Raw genomic sequence first — 21314 nt, 5'->3', positions numbered from 1 at the left:
TCCCCGCACTTTTCAACGTGCGTGGGTTCGGGCCTCCATTCAGTGTTACCTGAACTTCACCCTGGACATGGGTAGATCACCTGGTTTCGGGTCTACGACCACGTACTCATGCGCCCTATTCAGACTCGCTTTCGCTGCGGCTCCGCATCTTCTGCTTAACCTTGCACGGGATCGTAACTCGCCGGTTCATTCTACAAAAGGCACGCCATCACCCGTTAACGGGCTCTGACTACTTGTAGGCACACGGTTTCAGGATCTCTTTCACTCCCCTTCCGGGGTGCTTTTCACCTTTCCCTCACGGTACTGGTTCACTATCGGTCACTAGGGAGTATTTAGCCTTGGGAGATGGTCCTCCCGGATTCCGACGGAATTTCACGTGTTCCGCCGTACTCAGGATCCACTCAGGAGAGAACGAAGTTTTGACTACAGGGCTGTTACCTCCTATGGCGGGCCTTTCCAGACCTCTTCATCTACCTCGTTCTTTTGTAACTCCGTACAGAGTGTCCTACAACCCCAAGAGGCAAGCCTCTTGGTTTGGGCTAATCCCGTTTCGCTCGCCGCTACTCAGGGAATCGCATTTGCTTTCTCTTCCTCCGGGTACTTAGATGTTTCAGTTCCCCGGGTCTGCCTTCTCATATCCTATGAATTCAGATATGGATACCACTCCATTACGAGTGGTGGGTTTCCCCATTCGGAAATCTCCGGATCAAAGCTTGCTTACAGCTCCCCGAAGCATATCGGTGTTCGTCCCGTCCTTCATCGGCTCCTAGTGCCAAGGCATCCACCGTGCGCCCTTTCTAACTTAACCGTTAAAAAGAATCACTATGTGATATCTTGTCTTACTAATTGAATGTGATGTCTACTGTTATCTAGTTTTCAAAGAACACGTTGGTGGAGCCTAGCGGGATCGAACCGCTGACCTCCTGCGTGCAAAGCAGGCGCTCTCCCAGCTGAGCTAAGGCCCCATTATTTAAGATGGTGGGCCTGAGTGGACTCGAACCACCGACCTCACGCTTATCAGGCGTGCGCTCTAACCAGCTGAGCTACAGGCCCATCTTAACTTATTCAAGGAACAAAGTTCCTTCAAAACTAAACAAGACAGGGAACGTTCTGTTTATAAGACCCAAGGTCTTATATTCCGTAAATATCCTTAGAAAGGAGGTGATCCAGCCGCACCTTCCGATACGGCTACCTTGTTACGACTTCACCCCAATCATCTGTCCCACCTTCGGCGGCTGGCTCCTAAAAGGTTACCTCACCGACTTCGGGTGTTACAAACTCTCGTGGTGTGACGGGCGGTGTGTACAAGGCCCGGGAACGTATTCACCGCGGCATGCTGATCCGCGATTACTAGCGATTCCAGCTTCACGCAGTCGAGTTGCAGACTGCGATCCGAACTGAGAACAGATTTGTGGGATTGGCTTAACCTCGCGGTTTCGCTGCCCTTTGTTCTGTCCATTGTAGCACGTGTGTAGCCCAGGTCATAAGGGGCATGATGATTTGACGTCATCCCCACCTTCCTCCGGTTTGTCACCGGCAGTCACCTTAGAGTGCCCAACTGAATGCTGGCAACTAAGATCAAGGGTTGCGCTCGTTGCGGGACTTAACCCAACATCTCACGACACGAGCTGACGACAACCATGCACCACCTGTCACTCTGCCCCCGAAGGGGACGTCCTATCTCTAGGATTGTCAGAGGATGTCAAGACCTGGTAAGGTTCTTCGCGTTGCTTCGAATTAAACCACATGCTCCACCGCTTGTGCGGGCCCCCGTCAATTCCTTTGAGTTTCAGTCTTGCGACCGTACTCCCCAGGCGGAGTGCTTAATGCGTTAGCTGCAGCACTAAGGGGCGGAAACCCCCTAACACTTAGCACTCATCGTTTACGGCGTGGACTACCAGGGTATCTAATCCTGTTCGCTCCCCACGCTTTCGCTCCTCAGCGTCAGTTACAGACCAGAGAGTCGCCTTCGCCACTGGTGTTCCTCCACATCTCTACGCATTTCACCGCTACACGTGGAATTCCACTCTCCTCTTCTGCACTCAAGTTCCCCAGTTTCCAATGACCCTCCCCGGTTGAGCCGGGGGCTTTCACATCAGACTTAAGAAACCGCCTGCGAGCCCTTTACGCCCAATAATTCCGGACAACGCTTGCCACCTACGTATTACCGCGGCTGCTGGCACGTAGTTAGCCGTGGCTTTCTGGTTAGGTACCGTCAAGGTACCGCCCTATTCGAACGGTACTTGTTCTTCCCTAACAACAGAGCTTTACGATCCGAAAACCTTCATCACTCACGCGGCGTTGCTCCGTCAGACTTTCGTCCATTGCGGAAGATTCCCTACTGCTGCCTCCCGTAGGAGTCTGGGCCGTGTCTCAGTCCCAGTGTGGCCGATCACCCTCTCAGGTCGGCTACGCATCGTTGCCTTGGTGAGCCGTTACCTCACCAACTAGCTAATGCGCCGCGGGTCCATCTGTAAGTGGTAGCCGAAGCCACCTTTTATGTTTGAACCATGCGGTTCAAACAAGCATCCGGTATTAGCCCCGGTTTCCCGGAGTTATCCCAGTCTTACAGGCAGGTTACCCACGTGTTACTCACCCGTCCGCCGCTAACATCAGGGAGCAAGCTCCCATCTGTCCGCTCGACTTGCATGTATTAGGCACGCCGCCAGCGTTCGTCCTGAGCCAGGATCAAACTCTCCGATAAAGTAGTTTGACTGACTACGCACATCGCTGTGCGATTTATTTAAAAATGAATTAACAGGTACGTTTTGCCTTGTTTAGTTTTCAAAGAACTTTGTTGCCGCTCTTTAAGCGACTTTATAATCATAACATTTTCTATCGCTATCGTCAACAACTTTTTAATGATTTCTTTTCAAAAAAGTAATTCGTCATCAGCGACGTATATTAGAATAACACCCTCGGCTATCAAAGTCAATATATAATATCAATTAAATGATAAATTGCTTAATGACAACTAACGCAGCTATTCCCGGTATTCCTAAAATTCCGCTGATAGCTGTAGTGACAATATTAATTGGCACATGAATGCCAAGACTGCCGCCAAACATATTTACACAAACCAGCAGCAAAGCACCTGCAACAAATTTAACAGCTGTAATGCCAATCCACTTTAAAGGCTTTGCTGCTGAACCTGATAAAAAAAGAAGAATAACCAGTCCTAAAATAATCCCTATAATAAAAATAGGCTCCATGAATCTTCTCATCTCCTTTGCTTGTTCTAGTACAAGCTTATGAGAAGATCCAGGAGTTTAGACCACTTACTTCCACCTGCTGATTTTTAAATTTCGCTGCTTTGCTTCCCTCAAGTAAAAAAAATACTTTGCTTCAGCTACTTTTAGTTCGTATAACACTTCAGCAGACGGTTCTAAGCTTTTTTCAACCAGCTTTTTCTGCCTGTTCCACTCTTCCTTTTGCTTAAAAAGCTGCTCGGTTAGTTTTTCATCAAACTCTCTTCTCAATGTTTTCTTGCGAAGAAAACCCATGGATCGCTTTTTCCTCCTTACAATTCACGTCTTCCTTCAAGTGCTTTAGAAAGAGTGACCTCATCCGCATATTCCAAATCGCCGCCGACGGGCAGTCCGTGGGCAATACGGGAGAGCTTAATACCAGACGGCTTCAGGAGCCTTGATATATACATCGCCGTTGCTTCCCCTTCTATATTAGGGTTTGTCGCGAGAATCACTTCTGTCACTTGATCATCCTGTAATCGTTTTAACAATTCTGGTATTTTAATATCCTCCGGTCCGATGCCGTCCATTGGAGAAATGGCGCCGTGGAGAACGTGATACTGTCCATTGTATTCCTTCATTTTCTCCATAGCGATAACATCCTTAGGGTCTTGCACAACACAGATAATAGACTTATCCCTGCGCGTATCTTCACATATATAGCAAGGGTCCTGATCTGTAATATGCCCGCAAACTGAACAATATGTCAGGTTGCGTTTCGCATTTACTAATGCTTTCGCAAAATCTAATACCACATCTTCTTTCATACCTAGAACAAAAAAAGCCAGACGAACCGCTGTTTTCGGTCCGATCCCTGGCAATTTCATAAAGCTGTCAATCAGCTTTGATATTGGTTCAGGATATTGCATGTTCTTTTATCCCCCTAGAATAAACCTGGCATGTTCATTCCCTTTGTAAATTGACCCATTGTTTCGTTTGTGATCTCGTCAACTTTTTTCAAAGCTTCATTCGTTGCAGCAAGCACTAAATCTTGAAGCATGTCGATATCTTCCGGATCAACGACTTCCTCTTTAATGATGACATCCAGGATTTCTTTTTGGCCGTTTGCTTTTACTGTTACCATACCGCCGCCCGCAGTTCCTTCAACAACCTTTTCTGCAAGCTCTTCTTGAGCCTTCGCCATGTCCTTTTGCATTTTTTGCATTTGTTTCATCATTTTTTGCATATTTCCCATTCCGCCACGCATAGCATTCACTCTCTTTCATTTTGTTAGTCTTTTATTTCAATTAAATCCGCTCCGACAAGCTTTTTCGCCTCGGCAATCAGCGGGTCTTCTTCAGCCGGTTCATTTGATCCTTCATTTTCCTGCTGATGATCTACTAAAAATTCTTCTCTTATTTTACCCCATTGTTCTTCTGGAACGCCAATCAAATCCATTCTTTTTCCGAGCATCGATTCTAAAATCTGCTCAAGATTGGTCCGGACTCCGTTATTATCCTCGGCGACCATTTTACAATGAATTTCATATTTGAATTTCAGAACAAATGCCGCTGAGGCGGCTGCCACAGGTTCACTGTCATTCAGCAAAGCGGCATGTGACACTTTGTTTTGCTGTTTGAGATGAGCAAGAAGCTTGCCCCAGCTGTTTCTGAGCAGGTCAAGATCCGGTCTCGTAGCTTCCTTTAGAATTTCATGAATTCTGCCTACTGGTGCTTTGTAATTGGATTTCCCGCCCTTTGGCACACGCGGCGTTTCTTTTTTCGGGCTTTCCGCCGCTGCTTTGATACCCGTTGTTTTAAGCCGCTCCACTTCCTGCTCGAGCTGCTGAATTTTTTTCATCAGCATATCGACTTCAGGCAGGTCAGCAGTTGATTGATGAGACGTTTGACAAATCTTCACCACTGCCACTTCAAAAAAGATACGGGGATGATTTGTCCATTTCATTTCTTGGTGGCTCTTGTTCAGAATATCAATCATTTCATATATGGCCTGTGCCGGAATTTGTTCGCTTAGTCCCCGGAACGTTTCATCAACTTTTACTTTTTCAAGCACCCCTTCTAAGCCAGGGGCTGTTTTGTACAGCAGCATGTCCCTGAAATAGAAAATCATATCCTCTATCAGCTTAGCCGGATCTTTCCCTTGCTGAAGCAGTTCATTTAATGTTTCCAGTGCGTCAGAAACGTTTTTATCATGCAGGGATTGTGCAAGCTTTCCTATATATAATTGAGAAACAGCTCCCGTAATCAAAAGCGCATCCTCGACTTTCAGGACATCACCGCTGAATGATACCGCCTGATCAAGAAGGCTCAAAGCATCCCTCATACCGCCATCTGCAGCACTTGCAATGATATCAAGTGATCCCTCTTCCACTTGCAGCTGTTCGGCATCAACGATTTTATTCATACATCCGACAATCGCTTGGGATGTAATTCGTTTAAAATCAAAACGCTGACATCTGGAGATAATGGTTAAAGGAATTTTGTGCGGTTCGGTTGTTGCTAAAATGAAAATACAATGCTCGGGCGGCTCTTCTAATGTTTTTAGCAATGCATTAAAGGCGCCGATAGAAAGCATATGTACCTCATCTATGATATATACCTTATATGTGACGGCCGACGGGGCAAACTTCACTTTATCGCGAATGTCACGAATCTCATCAACACCGTTGTTTGAAGCGGCGTCAATTTCTATGACATCGGATATTGACCCGTTTGTTATCCCTTTACAGGCCGCACATTCGTTGCATGGCTCATCAACAGGAGCATGTTCACAGTTGACAGCCTTGGCAAATATTTTGGCTGCACTGGTTTTTCCCGTTCCTCTTGGCCCGGAAAACAGATAGGCGTGAGAAAACTTTTTTTGCAAAAGGGCATTTTGCAGCGTTTTTGTAATGTGTTCTTGTCCAACCACATCTTCAAAGCGCTGAGGCCTGAATACTCGATATAAAGCTTGGTAACTCACGGGTTTGCCCTCCTCCGTTATTCATCATTCCCATTATACATGAACCTTGTTTCGATTCCAAAAGCTCTTTTTACATAACAAAAAACTCACCTAATGATAGGTGAGTCTGAAAATTTGATGATTGATTTACCGTGCACCTTCTGTCGATTCGCTACCCTAAGCGTTACTTAAGCAGTTAGCTCGGCCCAGGCAACCCTGCGGCACATGAGAGGTTTCACTTAATGCTGCTTCCTTCCGGACCTGACATGGTTCATGAATTCCCATTGCGCAGGACCCAAACGTCAACACCACTTACTTAAGGCAGACCTTAAAGTAAACGAACCTCGAGAAGGGATTCGGCCCTGCTAGAGCGGATTGCAGGTACAGGGCACCGCTACCTCCCCGCTTAGCACGGCAAAATAAATATCAAATTTTATATCGCATCTATTGCGATGCATACATAAGTATATCGTTTCCCCCTAAAAATTGCAACCGGACTACTCAGACAAGTTTTTCCTGAAGGCTTTCTTCTTTTTTCGCAGTTCTCTAAAAAACGAACTGAGCATTCCTCCGCATTCCTCCTCAAGCACCCCGCTCACCACTTCAGCCTGGTGGTTAAAGCGCTCTTCCTGCAAAAGGTTCATAAGCGTGCCTGAACAGCCGCCTTTAGGGTCAAATGCACCAAATACCACTTTTTCCACTCGAGAAAGCACGACGGCACCGGCACACATCGGACAAGGCTCAAGCGTCACATAAAGAGTTGCCCCCTCCAGCCGCCACGTTCCCAGCGCTTTACACGCTTCATCAATCACAAGCATTTCCGCATGAGCGATTGACCGCTGCTCCGTCTCTCTTAAATTATGTGCACGCGCTACGATTTCATCATTGACGACAAGCACGGCGCCGATTGGCACTTCACCTTTCTCTTCAGCTTTTTTCGCTTCTTTAATTGCTTCTTTCATATAAAGTTCATCTTGTGTCATAAGGATAAGCTCTCTTTTCAAAGTTTTTTCATTGCCTAAAAAGGCTACATATTAACTATAACTGAAACGGAAAGGAGACTGTCGATTGTCCAAAGCAGACACAGCCCTTCTCATTGTAGACATGATCAATAATTTTGAATTCGATATGGGAGAAAGCCTCGCTAAAAAAACAGAAAAAATCGTTCCTCACATTTTATCATTAAAGGAGCATGCGAGACAAAACGACTGGCCGATTATTTACATTAATGATCATTACGGACTTTGGCAAGCTGATATTAAAAATATTCAGCAAGAATGCACGAATGAAAGAAGCAAGGACATCATCAGACAAATAGCTCCGGAAGATGCTGATTATTTTTTAATTAAACCGAAGCATTCCGCCTTTTACGAAACAGCACTTCACACTCTCCTTACCGAATTGCAGGTGAAGCATATTTTCTTAACAGGTATAGCCGGTAACATATGCGTGCTGTTTACCGCTAATGACGCTTACATGAGGGAATACAGCATCACGATACCTAAGGACTGCATTGCCTCAAATCGTGACGAAGATAACGAATTTGCCTTGACCATGATGGAGAATGTTCTTTTCGCGGAAATTACGACGGAGGAACAAATTACAGAAAAATAAACATGATCGGCGTTTTTCTTTCATACATTGGATAGCGATATGAAAGGAGGCGTTTTTCATTCAAATTTATGTGGTGAAACAAGGCGACACTCTTTCTGCTATCGCTTCACAATACAGAACAACTGTAAGTGAAATCACAGAAACGAATGAAATACCGAATCCCGACAGCCTTGTCGTCGGACAAACCATTGTCATTCCAATAGCTGGCCAGTTCTATGATGTTCAACAAGGTGATACCCTGACATCCATCGCGCAACAATTTAATACAACGGCAGCCGAGCTCGCCAGGGTTAATCGCATCCAGTTAAATACCGTGCTGCAGATTGGTTTCCGCTTATACATCCCTCCCGTTCCTAAACGAGACATCGAATCAAATGCTTATTTGGAACCCCGCGGAAATCAAGTCAGCGAAAATCTCCAGCAGGCGGCCAGAGAAGCGTCGCCCTACTTAACGTACCTTGGCGCATTCAGTTTCCAGGCACAGCGTGACGGAACCTTAGTCGCACCGCCTTTAACGAATTTAAGAAGCATTGCAGAGAATCAAAACACGGCATTGATGATGATTATAACGAACCTAGAAAACCAGGCATTCAGCGATGAACTCGGCCGGATCCTTTTGAACGACGATACTGTAAAAAGAAGACTTTTAAATGAAATAGTCGAGAATGCAAAAAGATATGGTTTCTATGATATTCATTTTGACTTTGAATATTTGCGGCCTCAGGATAGAGAAGCCTATAATCAATTTCTCCGTGAAGCAACGGATCTTTTCCATCGAGAAGGCTTAGAAATATCTACAGCGCTTGCCCCAAAAACAAGCGCAACACAGCAGGGCAGATGGTACGAAGCCCATGATTACAGAGCCCATGGCCAAATTGTCGACTTTGTTGTTCTCATGACATATGAATGGGGCTATAGCGGCGGGCCGGCTCAAGCCGTTTCTCCAATCGGGCCTGTTCGGGATGTCATAGAATATGCTTTGACTGAAATGCCTGCGAATAAAATTGTCATGGGCCAGAATTTATATGGGTATGACTGGACGCTGCCATATACAGCTGGCGGAACTCCGGCAAGAGCAATAAGCCCTCAGCAAGCCATTGTCATTGCCGATCAAAACAATGCAGAAATTCAGTATGACGAAACCGCTCAAGCCCCTTTCTTCCGCTATACTGATGCAGAAAACAGAAGACACGAGGTATGGTTCGAGGATGCCCGCTCGATCCAAGCAAAATTCAATTTGATTAAAGAGCTGAATTTAAGAGGCATCAGCTATTGGAAGCTGGGTCTTTCCTTCCCGCAAAACTGGCTGCTGCTGTCTGATCAATTTAATATTGTCAAAAAGACGTTTCGATAATTTGGAAACGTCTTTTTTTCATGGGGGCGCCCAAGGGTTGTGATACAATATGAAGGTCGGTAACTGACGAACGTTTTTCAGAAATAAGGAGGATTCCGATGAATGCAGCCCCTTTTATTGCAATAGAAGGTCCTATCGGGGCAGGAAAAACTACCCTCGCGACGATGCTCTCACAAGAATTTGGATTCCCTATGATTAGTGAGATTGTTGAGGATAACCCGTACCTTGATAAGTTTTATGACAATATAGAGGAATGGAGCTTCCAGCTTGAAATGTTTTTTCTTTGTCACAGATACAAACAGCTTGAAGACACCAGTGATCACTTTTTAAAAAAGGGACAGCCTGTGATAGCTGATTATCACATTTATAAAAATGTGATTTTTGCGGAACGTACCCTGTCTCAGCATCAGCTGGAAAAATATAAAAAGATTTATCACCTGCTAACGGATGATCTGCCAAAGCCGAATTTCATCATTTACATAAAGGCTAGTCTGCCCACATTGTTACACCGCATTGAAAAACGCGGACGCCCCTTTGAGAAAAAAATTGAAATAAGCTATTTAGAGCAGCTGATCGCAGATTATGAAGTCGCCATCAAACAGCTGCAGGAATCAGATCCTGAACTTACAGTGTTAACCATAGATGGCGATTCTAAAGATTTCGTTTTGAATAAGAGCGACTTTGAACGCATTGCCGCCCATGTAAAGGAGCTTATCGTATGAAGGAACATCATATCCCTAAAAATTCAATTATCACAGTAGCAGGAACAGTAGGTGTCGGAAAATCGACTTTAACAAAAGCTTTGGCTAAACGGCTTGGATTTAAAACCTCTCTGGAGGAAGTCGATCATAATCCATACTTAGAAAAGTTCTATCATGATTTTGAGCGTTGGAGCTTTCACCTGCAAATCTATTTCTTAGCTGAGCGATTCAAAGAACAGAAAACGATTTTTGAAGCCGGCGGAGGATTTGTACAGGATCGTTCTATTTATGAAGACACAGGTATTTTCGCGAAAATGCATGCTGACAAAGGGACAATGTCAAAGACTGATTATAAAACTTACACAAGCCTTTTCGAAGCAATGGTGATGACACCGTATTTCCCACACCCAGATGTATTGATTTATTTAGAAGGAGATCTGGAGAACATTTTAAACCGAATTGAAGAACGCGGCCGTGAAATGGAGCTTCAGACAAGCCCCTCTTACTGGGAGGAAATGCATACACGCTATGAAAACTGGATAAGCGGTTTTAACGCCTGCCCTGTTCTAAAGCTTCGCATTGAGGATTACGATCTGCTGAACGACGAAAGCTCGATTGAAAACATAGTAGATCAAATCGCTTCAGTTATTCATGAAAATCAAAAAAAGTGAATCTCAACTGAGATTCACTTTTTCATTATAATAAAAAATCCGCTGCACCGAACGCAACGGACAAAACAATCTCCAATATATGCTTGTGTTTCATTAGATTAAAATCAATATGGCGGAGGAAGAGGGATTCGAACCCCCGCGGGCTTTGACACCCCTGTCGGTTTTCAAGACCGATCCCTTCAGCCGGACTTGGGTATTCCTCCGTATCGACAAGACTTACTATATCATGAATGTTCTTATATGGTCAAGCATTTTTAAAAACTTTTTTTGTTTTTATAAAAATGTCCTGTCTACACAGGCAAAAAGGCGCACCTGGTCAGGCACACCTTTTCACAATTTTATGGTTTTATTACTTCTCTATTTCCCATATAAGGGCGAAGTACTTTTGGAACAACAACGCTTCCGTCTTCCTGCTGATAATTTTCTAAGATAGCGGCAACTGTTCTTCCAACCGCCAGACCTGAACCATTCAGTGTGTGTACATGCTCTGGCTTGCCTTTCGCTTCACGTCTGAAACGAATGTTCGCACGTCTTGCCTGGAATGCTTCGAAGTTGCTGCAAGAAGAGATTTCACGATATGTGTCTTGGCTTGGAATCCAAACTTCGATATCGTATTTTTTCGCAGCCGTAAAGCCTAGATCACCCGTACACATGCTCATGACACGGTATGGAAGCTCAAGCAGCTGAAGAACTCGTTCTGCTTGGTTTGTAAGCTTCTCTAATTCTTCATAAGAATCTTCAGGCTTCACAAACTTCACAAGCTCAACTTTATTAAATTGGTGCTGACGGATTAATCCGCGTGTATCGCGCCCTGCTGAACCAGCTTCAGAACGGAAGCAGGCACTGAATGCCGCATAGTTAATCGGCAGGCTGTCACCTGAAAGGATTTCATCGCGATGCATGTTTGTAATCGGTACTTCCGCAGTCGGAATTAAGAAGTAATCTTCTTCTCTGATTTTAAACGCATCTTCTTCGAATTTAGGAAGCTGACCCGTTCCCGTCATGCTTGCGCGGTTTACCATATAAGGCGGGATCACTTCAGTATAGTTATACTCATCTACATGCAGATCAAGCATAAAGTTATAAAGCGCACGCTCCAGACGAGCACCTAAACCTTTATAGAACACGAAACGGCTTCCTGTTACCTTTGCAGCACGTTCAAAATCAAGAATACCCAGCTCATCTGCAATATCCCAGTGCGGTTTCGGCTCATAAGCAAATGAAGGCTTTTCACCCCATTTACGCACTTCTATGTTGTCGTCTTCTGTTTCACCGACAGGGACAGACTCATGCGGAATGTTTGGAATTGAAAGAAGAATGGTATCAAGCTCAGCTTCCACTGTTCTTAATTCTTCATCAAGTTTTTTAATTTCCTCGCCGACTTCACGCATTTCTTTAATAATGTGATCCGCGTCTTTTTTCTCACGCTTCAGCACAGCAACCTGCTGAGATACTTCATTTCGTTTTCCCTTTAACTCTTCAACTTTACCGATAAGCTCTCTTCGTCTATCGTCCAGCGCCTCAAACTTATCAAAATCAGTTAAGTCTTCGCCTTTGTGTACAAGCTTTGCCTTAATTTCTTGAAAATTTGCTCTCAGCATTTTCGTATCAAGCATGCGAAACACTCCTTTTATTGAATTTGTCGAAAATAAAAAGAGCCCTCATCCCCATAAAGGGACGAGAGCTCTCGCGTTGCCACCCTGATTGAAAACAAGTCAAAGACTCGCTTTCCACTTTCACACATAACGGTTATCCCGTAAATGCCTACTTGTTTCAGCATTTCGCTCAAGGATGGATTCAGACAGCATCTTTCACCGATTCGCACCAACCATCGGCTCTCTTAGAAAGAGAGGCTTCCTACTAGTTCCTATCAACGCTTTTCGATCTTTATTTGTGCTTATAATGTACTATAAGTTTCCACAGCTTTCAACTGTTTTATACAAGTGCTTTTTGCTTGTATTCCTCAACCATTTGAACAAACAGCTGTGTCACTCGGTGATCTTCTGTCAGCTCCGGATGGAACGAGCAGCCCAGGAATTGATCCTGTTTAGCAGCTACAATACGACCATTATGCTCCGAAAGAACTTCAACATTTTCACCAGCTTCTAAAATATGCGGCGCACGGATGAATACCCCTGTAAAAGGCTCGTCCAGGCCTTTGATTGTTAAATCAGCTTCAAAGCTGTCAACCTGCCGGCCAAACGAATTGCGTTCAACAACCACATTCAGCAGACCTAAATGAGGATTATCTGAGCCAGCAATTTCTTTTGCTAATATAATTAATCCGGCGCATGTCCCAAACATCGGTTTTCCCTGAGCAGCAAATTCACGAAGCGGCTCCATGAATTGATACGTATCAATCAAACGGCGCATCGTCGTACTCTCACCGCCCGGCAAAATCAACCCGTCGATTTCGTTCAGCTGCTCCGGACGTTTAACGACAAGACCAGCCGCGCCGCATGCTTCAATTGCATGGATATGCTCTCTAACTGCTCCTTGAAGTCCTAATACTCCTATTGTTAACATGTCAGCAGCGCTCCTATATTCTTACCAGCCGCGTTCTTGCATACGCTGTTCTGGAAGTAAGTTTGAGATTTCAATCCCTTTCATTGCAGTACCAAGCTCTTTTGAAAGCTCAGCGATCAATTTGTAATCAGTGTAGTGAGTTGTTGCTTCCACAATTGCTTTCGCAAACTTAGCAGGGTTGTCTGATTTGAAAATACCAGAACCAACAAATACTCCGTCAGCACCAAGCTGCATCATGAGCGCAGCATCAGCAGGAGTGGCTACGCCGCCAGCAGCAAAGTTAACGACAGGAAGCTTACCGTCTCTTTTAATTTGCACAAGAAGCTCGTAAGGAGCACCTAAGTTTTTCGCTTCTGTCATTAATTCATCATCACTCATCGCAACTACTTTGCGCACTTGTGCGTTTACTTTTCGCATATGGCGAACAGCTTCAACAATGTTGCCTGTTCCAGGCTCGCCTTTCGTACGAAGCATAGAAGCACCTTCAGCAATACGGCGTGTTGCTTCACCAAGATCACGGCAGCCGCAGACGAAAGGAACTGTGTATTCATTTTTATTTAAATGAAATTCTTCGTCAGCCGGAGTCAGAACTTCACTTTCATCAATATAGTCAACACCCATAGCTTCAAGCACACGCGCTTCAACAATATGTCCGATACGCGCTTTTGCCATTACCGGGATAGATACTGCATTCATTACTTCTTCCACGATTGTAGGGTCAGCCATACGGGCAACTCCTCCAGCCGCGCGAATATCAGCTGGTACACGTTCTAGCGCCATTACAGCGACAGCTCCAGCCTCTTCAGCAATTTTCGCTTGTTCCGCATTGATGACGTCCATGATGACGCCGCCTTTTTGCATTTCTGCCATTCCGCGTTTTACGCGTTCAGTACCTGTTTGAGCCATTTCTTGGTCCCCCTAATCAAGGTATAGTGTATGATTTCTAATCCTTATTGTATCCTAGAAATCCAATAATTCATATGGATATATATCATTTTATTCGGTTTTTAGCGCTTTGAAAAACATTTTTTTATTAAAAATTGGGTTTTTTCAGTATATTAAGCGAAAGAGCCCTAACATACATCAGAGCTCTTTCAATTGATTAAAACCAGCCGGTTACCGTATCAACAATACTTCCCCAAATGCCGGCGAAAAATCCGCCGATACTGCGCATTGTCAGAACAAACCAGTTTGCTTTTTCTACATTTTCTTTTGTAACAAGGTCAACGCCAGCTAGATTGCTGTTAAGGAATCCGTAATCCTTTTCATCACCTGTATATTCTGCAGTCAGTTTCCCAACCTTCGTTCCTTTTTTTACAGGAGCAGTTAAGGTGTCTTTATTTAGTGTGACTTTCGCTTTGTAATTCTTTTCTTCGCCATTTTTGACAGGAAGAGAGAACGCCTTGTTTGTTACAATGCCTACTTCTTTCTCTTTACCCTTATCAACTGAAATCGTTTTATGGCCTTTTACTTGATCGCCTTCAGCATAAATTTCTTTCATGGAGAAATTGTCGAAAGCATAATCGAACATTTTTTTCGTTTCATCGAAACGGCCTGTATGTAGGTTGCCTTTTGCGTTTAATACAACAGTAATAACACGCATTCCGTTGAGTTCAGCTGTTCCTGTGAAGCATGAACCCGCAGAGTCAGTAGAGCCTGTTTTCAGTCCGTCTACAGTCGCTTTTTTATACTCACTGACGAGCCCTTTCAGCATGAAGTTCCAGTTCGGCATGTCCATTTCATCATCAGTGCCTTTTCTGAACTTTGTTTTAGCGATACTGGAAGTCTCCAGAATCTCAGGGTAGTCAGTAATCAAGTGATCCGCAAGAATCGCCATGTCCTTAGCAGAAACTTCACTTTCTTCATCTGCACTTGTCCCCTCAGGCTGCTGCCCGTGAAGATCTTTGTTTTCAAGACCTGTTGCGTTAACAAATTTGTAATCTGTTAAACCTAGTTCTTTCGCTTTTGCATTCATTTTTTCAACAAACTTAGTTTCACTGCCCGCAACGACTTCCGCAATCGCGATAGCCGCGGCATTTGCAGAATAAATTGCTGTAGCTTGATATAGTTCTTTTACTGTGTATTTCCCGTCTTTCCGAAGAGGAACGTTTGATAAACTGTTATCTTGGGAAATCTCATACACATAGTCATCAGGCGTATAGGTTTGGTCCCATTTCACTTTACCTTCATCAATTGCTTCTAATAACAGATACTCTGTCATCATTTTTGTCATGCTGGCAATCGGCAGTCTCTGATCTGCATTTTTACTGTACAAAATTTTACCTGAAGAAGCTTCGATCATAATAGCAGCTGATGCATTGACATCAATTGGATCACTGGCTGCTTTTGCTTTTGACATTGGAGCCAGACAAGTGACAGCTAGTGTTAACACAACCAATGACATCAATAACTGTTTACATTTCTTGATGTTCAATCGTACGACCTCCGTATTTCATTTTCTTCATCTATAATTAAGCCGTTAAGGACATTTTCAATGCACAACAGTATAAATTTTATCATAATCAGTATAAAAAAAATAGACAGAGTCAGAGACCCTGTCAAATGTTTTTAATTTGTAACAATTTATTATGAAATTGTATAGTTCGGAGATTCTTTTGTAATCTGTACGTCATGCGGATGGCTTTCACGAAGCCCTGCGCCAGTCATGCGGATGAACTGAGCTTCTTCTCTTAAAGCTCGGAGATCTTTGGATCCGCAATATCCCATACCAGAACGAAGTCCGCCGACTAGCTGATAAACTGTTTCTTCAACTGGTCCTTTATAAGGTGTGCGTCCTTCAATTCCTTCAGGAACGAATTTTTTGTTTTCTTCTTGGAAGTAACGATCTTTACTTCCTTTTTCCATTGCAGCAACCGATCCCATGCCGCGGTATACTTTAAATCTTCTGCCTTGGTAGATTTCAGTTTCACCAGGGCTTTCTGACGTACCTGCAAGCAAGCTTCCAAGCATAACAGCATGTCCGCCGGCTGCCAATGCTTTAGTGATATCGCCAGAGAATTTAATTCCGCCGTCTGCGATGATTGTTTTGCCGTGTTTCCTTGCTTCAGTCGCACAATCATAAATAGCTGTGATCTGCGGAACACCGACACCTGCTACCACACGTGTTGTACAAATTGAACCAGGTCCGATTCCAACTTTGACAACGTCTGCCCCAGCTTCGATAAGCGCTCTTGTCGCTTCAGCTGTTGCCACGTTTCCAGCAATAATGTTTAATTGAGGATATGTTTCACGGATCTTTGTTACTGTGTTTAATACGCCTTGAGAATGTCCGTGAGCTGTATCGATAACAATAACATCAACATTGGCTTCAACAAGCTTTTTGACGCGAGTCATTGTATCGCCAGTTACGCCAACTGCCGCACCAACGATCAGGCGGCCGTGGATGTCTTTAGATGAGTTCGGGAACTCAATGACTTTTTCAATGTCTTTAATTGTGATAAGACCTTTTAATTTATTCTGGTCATCAACGAGAGGAAGCTTTTCAATTTTATGTTTCTGCAAAATCTTTTCAGCTTCATCCAGAGTCGTTCCTACAGGTGCAGTAACAAGCTCTTCTTTCGTCATGACATCGCTGATTTTCATTGAGTAGTCAGAAATAAAACGAAGATCACGGTTTGTAATAATTCCTACAAGCTTTTGGTCTTCTTCGTTATCTACAATCGGAACACCGGAAATTCTGTATTTACCCATCAAGTGCTCCGCATCAAATACTTGGTGATCAGGAGTTAAAAAGAAGGGATTTGTGATAACGCCGCGCTCAGAACGCTTTACTTTATCAACTTGTTCAGCCTGCTGTTCAATGGACATATTTTTATGAATGATGCCCAAGCCGCCCTGTCTAGCCATTGCAATTGCCATTGCTGATTCTGTTACAGTGTCCATACCTGCGCTGATGACAGGAATATTCAGCTTTAACGTTTTTGTAAGTTCTACAGATAAATCCACATCACGCGGAAGTACCTCTGACTTAGCTGGTACAAGCAGCACATCGTCAAACGTTAAGCCTTCTTTTGAAAATTTACTTTCCCACATTAGTAAATCCCCCTCTTTTCGGCAAAATATTATATGTAGATTATCAACTAGCCAAGAGCATGTCAAGGAAGCGGAAAAGAGTTGAAATATTTAGATAACGGAAAGGATTAAGAAATACATATGACATATCATGAGTGGAAAGACTTAGCGCTATTTTATTCCGTTGAATCAACCCAGAAATTTCTAGAGAAAGTGTATATCTTAAACGGTATTGACGATGCGAAAAAGAACTCTTTTAAAAACAGTGAACGGTTTATTTATTTCTTAAAGCATGCCGAATCGTTTTATAAACAAGCCTCATATTCCCCTTTAGAAATCAAACCGATTCTTTTATTTTACGGAATGGCACAGCTTATCAAAGCATGTCTAATTACACGGGATCCTCATTATCCAAGCCATACATCAGTACTGGCACATGGCGTAACAACAAGAAAGCGAAAGAAACAGAATTATTGTTTTAGCGATGATGAAGTAAAAATACAACGGAACGGCCTATGCATACATTTCATGAAACACTTATTCGGACAATCGGATATAGTAGATGAACGGTACACCATGAAAAAATTATTAATGGCGATTCCAGAACTAAGTGATACTTTCTATTTTCAGCAGAAAGAACGTTTTATGACAAAAGTTGAGAAGGAAAAGGACAGGATTTCTGTACCAGAGGATGTGGTCATCAATTATAAAATGTCTGATGCAAGATTTGCCGAATATATGTCCCACCATTTTCAATGGTCTTTTGAAAAGAAAAATGAACACGAGCTGCTGTTTGAAATTTCATCGCAAGACATGAAGCCATGGACATCAATCAGTTTGTTGTATGACATGGGTAAGAACCAATATTATATCCCTTCTCAAAGAGAGCAATTTCTTAGACTTCCTGAAATGGCAGTTCATTATCTAATTTTGTACAACATAGGGATGATTGCGAGGTATGAAACGGAATGGTGGTATGAGTTGTTAACGCAGCATATAAGCGATGATTACGTGCTAATACAGCAGTTTTTATTAGTGACAGAAAAGAAATTTCCGACATACGCTTTACAATTTCTTCTTCAATTTTGACAAACAAAAAAACCCAGCTCAATGAGCTGGGTTTTACCTTGCTTGGCGGCGTCCTACTCTCACAGGGGGAAACCCCCGACTACCATCGGCGCTGAAGAGCTTAACTTCCGTGTTCGGTATGGGAACGGGTGTGACCTCTTCGCTATCGCCACCAAACAAATTGAGAGTGTTCTCTCAAAACTAGATAACAGGTGTGACATCATTCAAAATGTGGTTAAGTCCTCGATCGATTAGTATCTGTCAGCTCCATGTGTCGCCACACTTCCACCTCAGACCTATCAACCTGATCATCTTTCAGGGATCTTACTTCCTTGCGGAATGGGAAATCTCATCTTGAGGGGGGCTTCATGCTTAGATGCTTTCAGCACTTATCCCGTCCGCACATAGCTACCCAGCGATGCCCTTGGCAGAACAACTGGTACACCAGCGGTGCGTCCATCCCGGTCCTCTCGTACTAAGGACAGCTCCTCTCAAATTTCCTGCGCCCGCGACGGATAGGGACCGAACTGTCTCACGACGTTCTGAACCCAGCTCGCGTACCGCTTTAATGGGCGAACAGCCCAACCCTTGGGACCGACTACAGCCCCAGGATGCGATGAGCCGACATCGAGGTGCCAAACCTCCCCGTCGATGTGGACTCTTGGGGGAGATAAGCCTGTTATCCCCGGGGTAGCTTTTATCCGTTGAGCGATGGCCCTTCCATGCGGAACCACCGGATCACTAAGCCCGACTTTCGTCCCTGCTCGACTTGTAGGTCTCGCAGTCAAGCTCCCTTGTGCCTTTACACTCTGCGAATGATTTCCAACCATTCTGAGGGAACCTTTGGGCGCCTCCGTTACCTTTTAGGAGGCGACCGCCCCAGTCAAACTGCCCACCTGACACTGTCTCCCCGCCCGATAAGGGCGGCGGGTTAGAAGGTCAATACAGCCAGGGTAGTATCCCACCGATGCCTCCACCGAAGCTGGCGCTCCGGTTTCCAAGGCTCCTACCTATCCTGTACAAGCTGTACCAACATTCAATATCAGGCTGCAGTAAAGCTCCACGGGGTCTTTCCGTCCTGTCGCGGGTAACCTGCATCTTCACAGGTACTATAATTTCACCGAGTCTCTCGTTGAGACAGTGCCCAGATCGTTGCGCCTTTCGTGCGGGTCGGAACTTACCCGACAAGGAATTTCGCTACCTTAGGACCGTTATAGTTACGGCCGCCGTTTACTGGGGCTTCAATTCGCACCTTCGCTTACGCTAAGCGCTCCTCTTAACCTTCCAGCACCGGGCAGGCGTCAGCCCCTATACTTCGCCTTACGGCTTCGCAGAGACCTGTGTTTTTGCTAAACAGTCGCCTGGGCCTATTCACTGCGGCTCTCTCGGGCTTGCACCCTAACAGAGCACCCCTTCTCCCGAAGTTACGGGGTCATTTTGCCGAGTTCCTTAACGAGAGTTCTCTCGATCACCTTAGGATTCTCTCCTCGCCTACCTGTGTCGGTTTGCGGTACGGGCACCTCTCACCTCGCTAGAGGCTTTTCTTGGCAGTGTGGAATCAGGAACTTCGCTACTATATTTCGCTCGCCATCACAGCTCAGCCTTATGGGAAACGGATTTGCCTATTTCCCAGCCTAACTGCTTGGACGCGGATATCCAATACCGCGCTTACCCTATCCTCCTGCGTCCCCCCATTGCTCAAATGGTGAGGAGGTGGTACAGGAATATCAACCTGTTGTCCATCGCCTACGCCTTTCGGCCTCGGCTTAGGTCCCGACTAACCCTGAGCGGACGAGCCTTCCTCAGGAAACCTTAGGCATTCGGTGGAGGGGATTCTCACCCCTCTTTCGCTACTCATACCGGCATTCTCACTTCTAAGCGCTCCACCAGTCCTTCCGGTCTGGCTTCACAGCCCTTAGAACGCTCTCCTACCACTGTTCGAAGAACAGTCCGCAGCTTCGGTGATACGTTTAGCCCCGGTACATTTTCGGCGCAGAGTCACTCGACCAGTGAGCTATTACGCACTCTTTAAATGGTGGCTGCTTCTAAGCCAACATCCTGGTTGTCTAAGCAACTCCACATCCTTTTCCACTTAACGTATACTTTGGGACCTTAGCTGGCGGTCTGGGCTGTTTCCCTTTCGACTACGGATCTTATCACTCGCAGTCTGACTCCCAAGGATAAGTCATTGGCATTCGGAGTTTGACTGAATTCGGTAACCCGGTAGGGGCCCCTAGTCCAATCAGTGCTCTACCTCCAAGACTCTTACCTTGAGGCTAGCCCTAAAGCTATTTCGGAGAGAACCAGCTATCTCCAGGTTCGATTGGCATTTCACCCCTACCCACACCTCATCCCCGCACTTTTCAACGTGCGTGGGTTCGGGCCTCCATTCAGTGTTACCTGAACTTCACCCTGGACATGGGTAGATCACCTGGTTTCGGGTCTACGACCACGTACTCATGCGCCCTATTCAGACTCGCTTTCGCTGCGGCTCCGCATCTTCTGCTTAACCTTGCACGGGATCGTAACTCGCCGGTTCATTCTACAAAAGGCACGCCATCACCCGTTAACGGGCTCTGACTACTTGTAGGCACACGGTTTCAGGATCTCTTTCACTCCCCTTCCGGGGTGCTTTTCACCTTTCCCTCACGGTACTGGTTCACTATCGGTCACTAGGGAGTATTTAGCCTTGGGAGATGGTCCTCCCGGATTCCGACGGAATTTCACGTGTTCCGCCGTACTCAGGATCCACTCAGGAGAGAACGAAGTTTTGACTACAGGGCTGTTACCTCCTATGGCGGGCCTTTCCAGACCTCTTCATCTACCTCGTTCTTTTGTAACTCCGTACAGAGTGTCCTACAACCCCAAGAGGCAAGCCTCTTGGTTTGGGCTAATCCCGTTTCGCTCGCCGCTACTCAGGGAATCGCATTTGCTTTCTCTTCCTCCGGGTACTTAGATGTTTCAGTTCCCCGGGTCTGCCTTCTCATATCCTATGAATTCAGATATGGATACCACTCCATTACGAGTGGTGGGTTTCCCCATTCGGAAATCTCCGGATCAAAGCTTGCTTACAGCTCCCCGAAGCATATCGGTGTTCGTCCCGTCCTTCATCGGCTCCTAGTGCCAAGGCATCCACCGTGCGCCCTTTCTAACTTAACCGTTAAAAAGAATCACTATGTGATATCTTGTCTTACTAATT

16 protein-coding genes, 3 tRNA genes, 4 rRNA genes, 1 other RNA gene and 1 other annotated feature (1 of these 25 only partly in view) are annotated in these 21314 nt (G+C 45.0%); of the genes, 5 read left to right on the top strand and 19 right to left on the bottom strand.

The annotated features are described in order from the left end of the window. The 11 genes from M1M80_RS00170 to tadA all read right to left on the bottom strand — a co-directional run. Positions 1-808: ribosomal RNA gene (locus M1M80_RS00170) — 23S ribosomal RNA — on the bottom strand (it extends 2120 nt beyond the left edge of the window). 81 nt (positions 809-889) lie between these two features. Continuing rightward, a tRNA-Ala gene (locus M1M80_RS00165) sits at positions 890-965 on the bottom strand. An 11-nt stretch (positions 966-976) separates the two neighbouring features. Continuing rightward, a tRNA-Ile gene (locus tag M1M80_RS00160) sits at positions 977-1053 on the bottom strand. A gap of 101 nt (positions 1054-1154) precedes the next feature. Then, positions 1155-2704, bottom strand: a 16S ribosomal RNA gene (locus M1M80_RS00155). The 16S and 23S rRNA genes sit together here with 2 tRNA genes alongside, the layout of an rRNA operon. A gap of 244 nt (positions 2705-2948) precedes the next feature. Beyond that, complete coding sequence (gene bofA, locus M1M80_RS00150) at positions 2949-3212, bottom strand: sigma-K factor-processing regulator BofA (protein WP_003242389.1); 264 nt, start codon at positions 3210-3212, stop codon at positions 2949-2951. 66 nt (positions 3213-3278) lie between these two features. Further along, on the bottom strand, positions 3279-3503 hold the full coding sequence (locus M1M80_RS00145) for a YaaL family protein (RefSeq protein WP_003242387.1): 225 nt from the start codon (positions 3501-3503) through the stop codon (positions 3279-3281). A 17-nt stretch (positions 3504-3520) separates the two neighbouring features. Further along, positions 3521-4117, bottom strand: coding sequence for a recombination protein RecR (gene recR / locus M1M80_RS00140; protein ID WP_003242386.1), 597 nt, complete (start codon positions 4115-4117; stop codon positions 3521-3523). 14 nt (positions 4118-4131) lie between these two features. Then, positions 4132-4455, bottom strand: coding sequence for a YbaB/EbfC family nucleoid-associated protein (locus M1M80_RS00135; RefSeq protein WP_003225427.1), 324 nt, complete (start codon positions 4453-4455; stop codon positions 4132-4134). Between the two features lie 23 nt (positions 4456-4478). Then, on the bottom strand, positions 4479-6170 hold the full coding sequence (gene dnaX / locus M1M80_RS00130; RefSeq protein ID WP_003242385.1) for a DNA polymerase III subunit gamma/tau: 1692 nt from the start codon (positions 6168-6170) through the stop codon (positions 4479-4481). Positions 6171-6299: 129 nt separating this feature from the next. Further along, an RNA gene (gene ffs / locus M1M80_RS00125) (signal recognition particle sRNA large type) lies at positions 6300-6564 on the bottom strand. 82 nt (positions 6565-6646) lie between these two features. After that, positions 6647-7132 carry a tRNA adenosine(34) deaminase TadA gene (gene tadA / locus M1M80_RS00120; RefSeq protein ID WP_003242382.1) on the bottom strand — a complete coding sequence of 162 codons (486 nt, stop codon included), beginning with the start codon at positions 7130-7132 and terminating at the stop codon, positions 6647-6649. Between the two features lie 85 nt (positions 7133-7217). Here tadA and M1M80_RS00115 point away from each other — a divergent pair, with 85 nt between their 5' ends. From M1M80_RS00115 to dck, 4 genes are all read left to right on the top strand, one after another. Beyond that, complete coding sequence (locus tag M1M80_RS00115) at positions 7218-7763, top strand: cysteine hydrolase family protein (protein WP_060397753.1); 546 nt, start codon at positions 7218-7220, stop codon at positions 7761-7763. A 70-nt stretch (positions 7764-7833) separates the two neighbouring features. After that, entirely contained in the window at positions 7834-9117 is a 1284-nt protein-coding gene (locus tag M1M80_RS00110; RefSeq protein ID WP_060397752.1) for a LysM peptidoglycan-binding domain-containing protein, read from the top strand. Positions 9118-9215: 98 nt separating this feature from the next. Then, positions 9216-9839 carry a deoxyguanosine kinase gene (dgk, locus tag M1M80_RS00105; RefSeq protein WP_060397751.1) on the top strand — a complete coding sequence of 208 codons (624 nt, stop codon included), beginning with the start codon at positions 9216-9218 and terminating at the stop codon, positions 9837-9839. Next, positions 9836-10489: a deoxyadenosine/deoxycytidine kinase gene (dck, locus tag M1M80_RS00100; protein ID WP_003242374.1), complete on the top strand. Its 654-nt coding sequence runs from the start codon at positions 9836-9838 to the stop codon at positions 10487-10489. Before dgk ends, dck begins: the two co-directional genes overlap by 4 nt. 110 nt (positions 10490-10599) lie before the next feature. On the opposite strand, the gene M1M80_RS00095 is transcribed toward dck, so the two are convergent. The 6 genes from M1M80_RS00095 to guaB form a co-directional block, all read right to left on the bottom strand. Then, positions 10600-10692, bottom strand: a tRNA-Ser gene (locus tag M1M80_RS00095). Positions 10693-10827: 135 nt separating this feature from the next. After that, entirely contained in the window at positions 10828-12105 is a 1278-nt protein-coding gene (gene serS, locus M1M80_RS00090) for a serine--tRNA ligase (RefSeq protein ID WP_060397750.1), read from the bottom strand. 54 nt (positions 12106-12159) lie between these two features. Next, positions 12160-12372 (bottom strand) — a binding site (T-box leader). Positions 12373-12424: 52 nt separating this feature from the next. Beyond that, on the bottom strand, positions 12425-13015 hold the full coding sequence (pdxT, locus tag M1M80_RS00085) for a pyridoxal 5'-phosphate synthase glutaminase subunit PdxT (RefSeq protein ID WP_060397749.1): 591 nt from the start codon (positions 13013-13015) through the stop codon (positions 12425-12427). A gap of 21 nt (positions 13016-13036) precedes the next feature. Then, a complete protein-coding gene (pdxS, locus tag M1M80_RS00080) occupies positions 13037-13921 on the bottom strand; it encodes a pyridoxal 5'-phosphate synthase lyase subunit PdxS (RefSeq protein ID WP_003242369.1) in 885 nt (294 codons plus the stop codon). Positions 13922-14117: 196 nt separating this feature from the next. Further along, entirely contained in the window at positions 14118-15449 is a 1332-nt protein-coding gene (gene dacA, locus M1M80_RS00075) for a D-alanyl-D-alanine carboxypeptidase (RefSeq protein ID WP_003242367.1), read from the bottom strand. A gap of 152 nt (positions 15450-15601) precedes the next feature. After that, positions 15602-17068, bottom strand: coding sequence for an IMP dehydrogenase (gene guaB, locus M1M80_RS00070; RefSeq protein WP_060397748.1), 1467 nt, complete (start codon positions 17066-17068; stop codon positions 15602-15604). Between the two features lie 120 nt (positions 17069-17188). On the opposite strand from guaB, the gene M1M80_RS00065 reads away from it, so the two are divergent. After that, entirely contained in the window at positions 17189-18136 is a 948-nt protein-coding gene (locus M1M80_RS00065) for a YaaC family protein (protein ID WP_060397747.1), read from the top strand. Positions 18137-18176: 40 nt separating this feature from the next. On the opposite strand, the gene rrf is transcribed toward M1M80_RS00065, so the two are convergent. Beyond that, positions 18177-18292 (bottom strand): 5S ribosomal RNA (gene rrf, locus M1M80_RS00060). A gap of 54 nt (positions 18293-18346) precedes the next feature. Beyond that, positions 18347-21274, bottom strand: a 23S ribosomal RNA gene (locus tag M1M80_RS00055). Positions 21275-21314: the final 40 nt, after the last annotated feature.

This window comes from Bacillus inaquosorum (assembly GCF_023238325.1).
Taxonomy (GTDB): Bacteria; Bacillota; Bacilli; order Bacillales; family Bacillaceae; genus Bacillus; species Bacillus inaquosorum.
Note: the sequence above shows the minus strand (reverse complement) of the source record. Positions and strands in the feature narration are given on the sequence as shown.

Bases quoted from the DNA above. Each gene is read 5' to 3' on its own strand.
- bofA (WP_003242389.1), bottom strand. From the start codon at position 3,212: ATGGAGCCTATTTTTATTATAGGGATTATTTTAGGACTGGTTATTCTT.
- M1M80_RS00145 (WP_003242387.1), bottom strand. From the start codon at position 3,503: ATGGGTTTTCTTCGCAAGAAAACATTGAGAAGAGAGTTTGATGAAAAA.
- recR (WP_003242386.1), bottom strand. From the start codon at position 4,117: ATGCAATATCCTGAACCAATATCAAAGCTGATTGACAGCTTTATGAAA.
- M1M80_RS00135 (WP_003225427.1), bottom strand. From the start codon at position 4,455: ATGCGTGGCGGAATGGGAAATATGCAAAAAATGATGAAACAAATGCAA.
- tadA (WP_003242382.1), bottom strand. From the start codon at position 7,132: ATGACACAAGATGAACTTTATATGAAAGAAGCAATTAAAGAAGCGAAA.
- dgk (WP_060397751.1), top strand. From the start codon at position 9,216: ATGAATGCAGCCCCTTTTATTGCAATAGAAGGTCCTATCGGGGCAGGA.
- dck (WP_003242374.1), top strand. From the start codon at position 9,836: ATGAAGGAACATCATATCCCTAAAAATTCAATTATCACAGTAGCAGGA.
- serS (WP_060397750.1), bottom strand. From the start codon at position 12,105: ATGCTTGATACGAAAATGCTGAGAGCAAATTTTCAAGAAATTAAGGCA.
- pdxT (WP_060397749.1), bottom strand. From the start codon at position 13,015: ATGTTAACAATAGGAGTATTAGGACTTCAAGGAGCAGTTAGAGAGCAT.
- pdxS (WP_003242369.1), bottom strand. From the start codon at position 13,921: ATGGCTCAAACAGGTACTGAACGCGTAAAACGCGGAATGGCAGAAATG.
- guaB (WP_060397748.1), bottom strand. From the start codon at position 17,068: ATGTGGGAAAGTAAATTTTCAAAAGAAGGCTTAACGTTTGACGATGTG.
- M1M80_RS00065 (WP_060397747.1), top strand. From the start codon at position 17,189: ATGACATATCATGAGTGGAAAGACTTAGCGCTATTTTATTCCGTTGAA.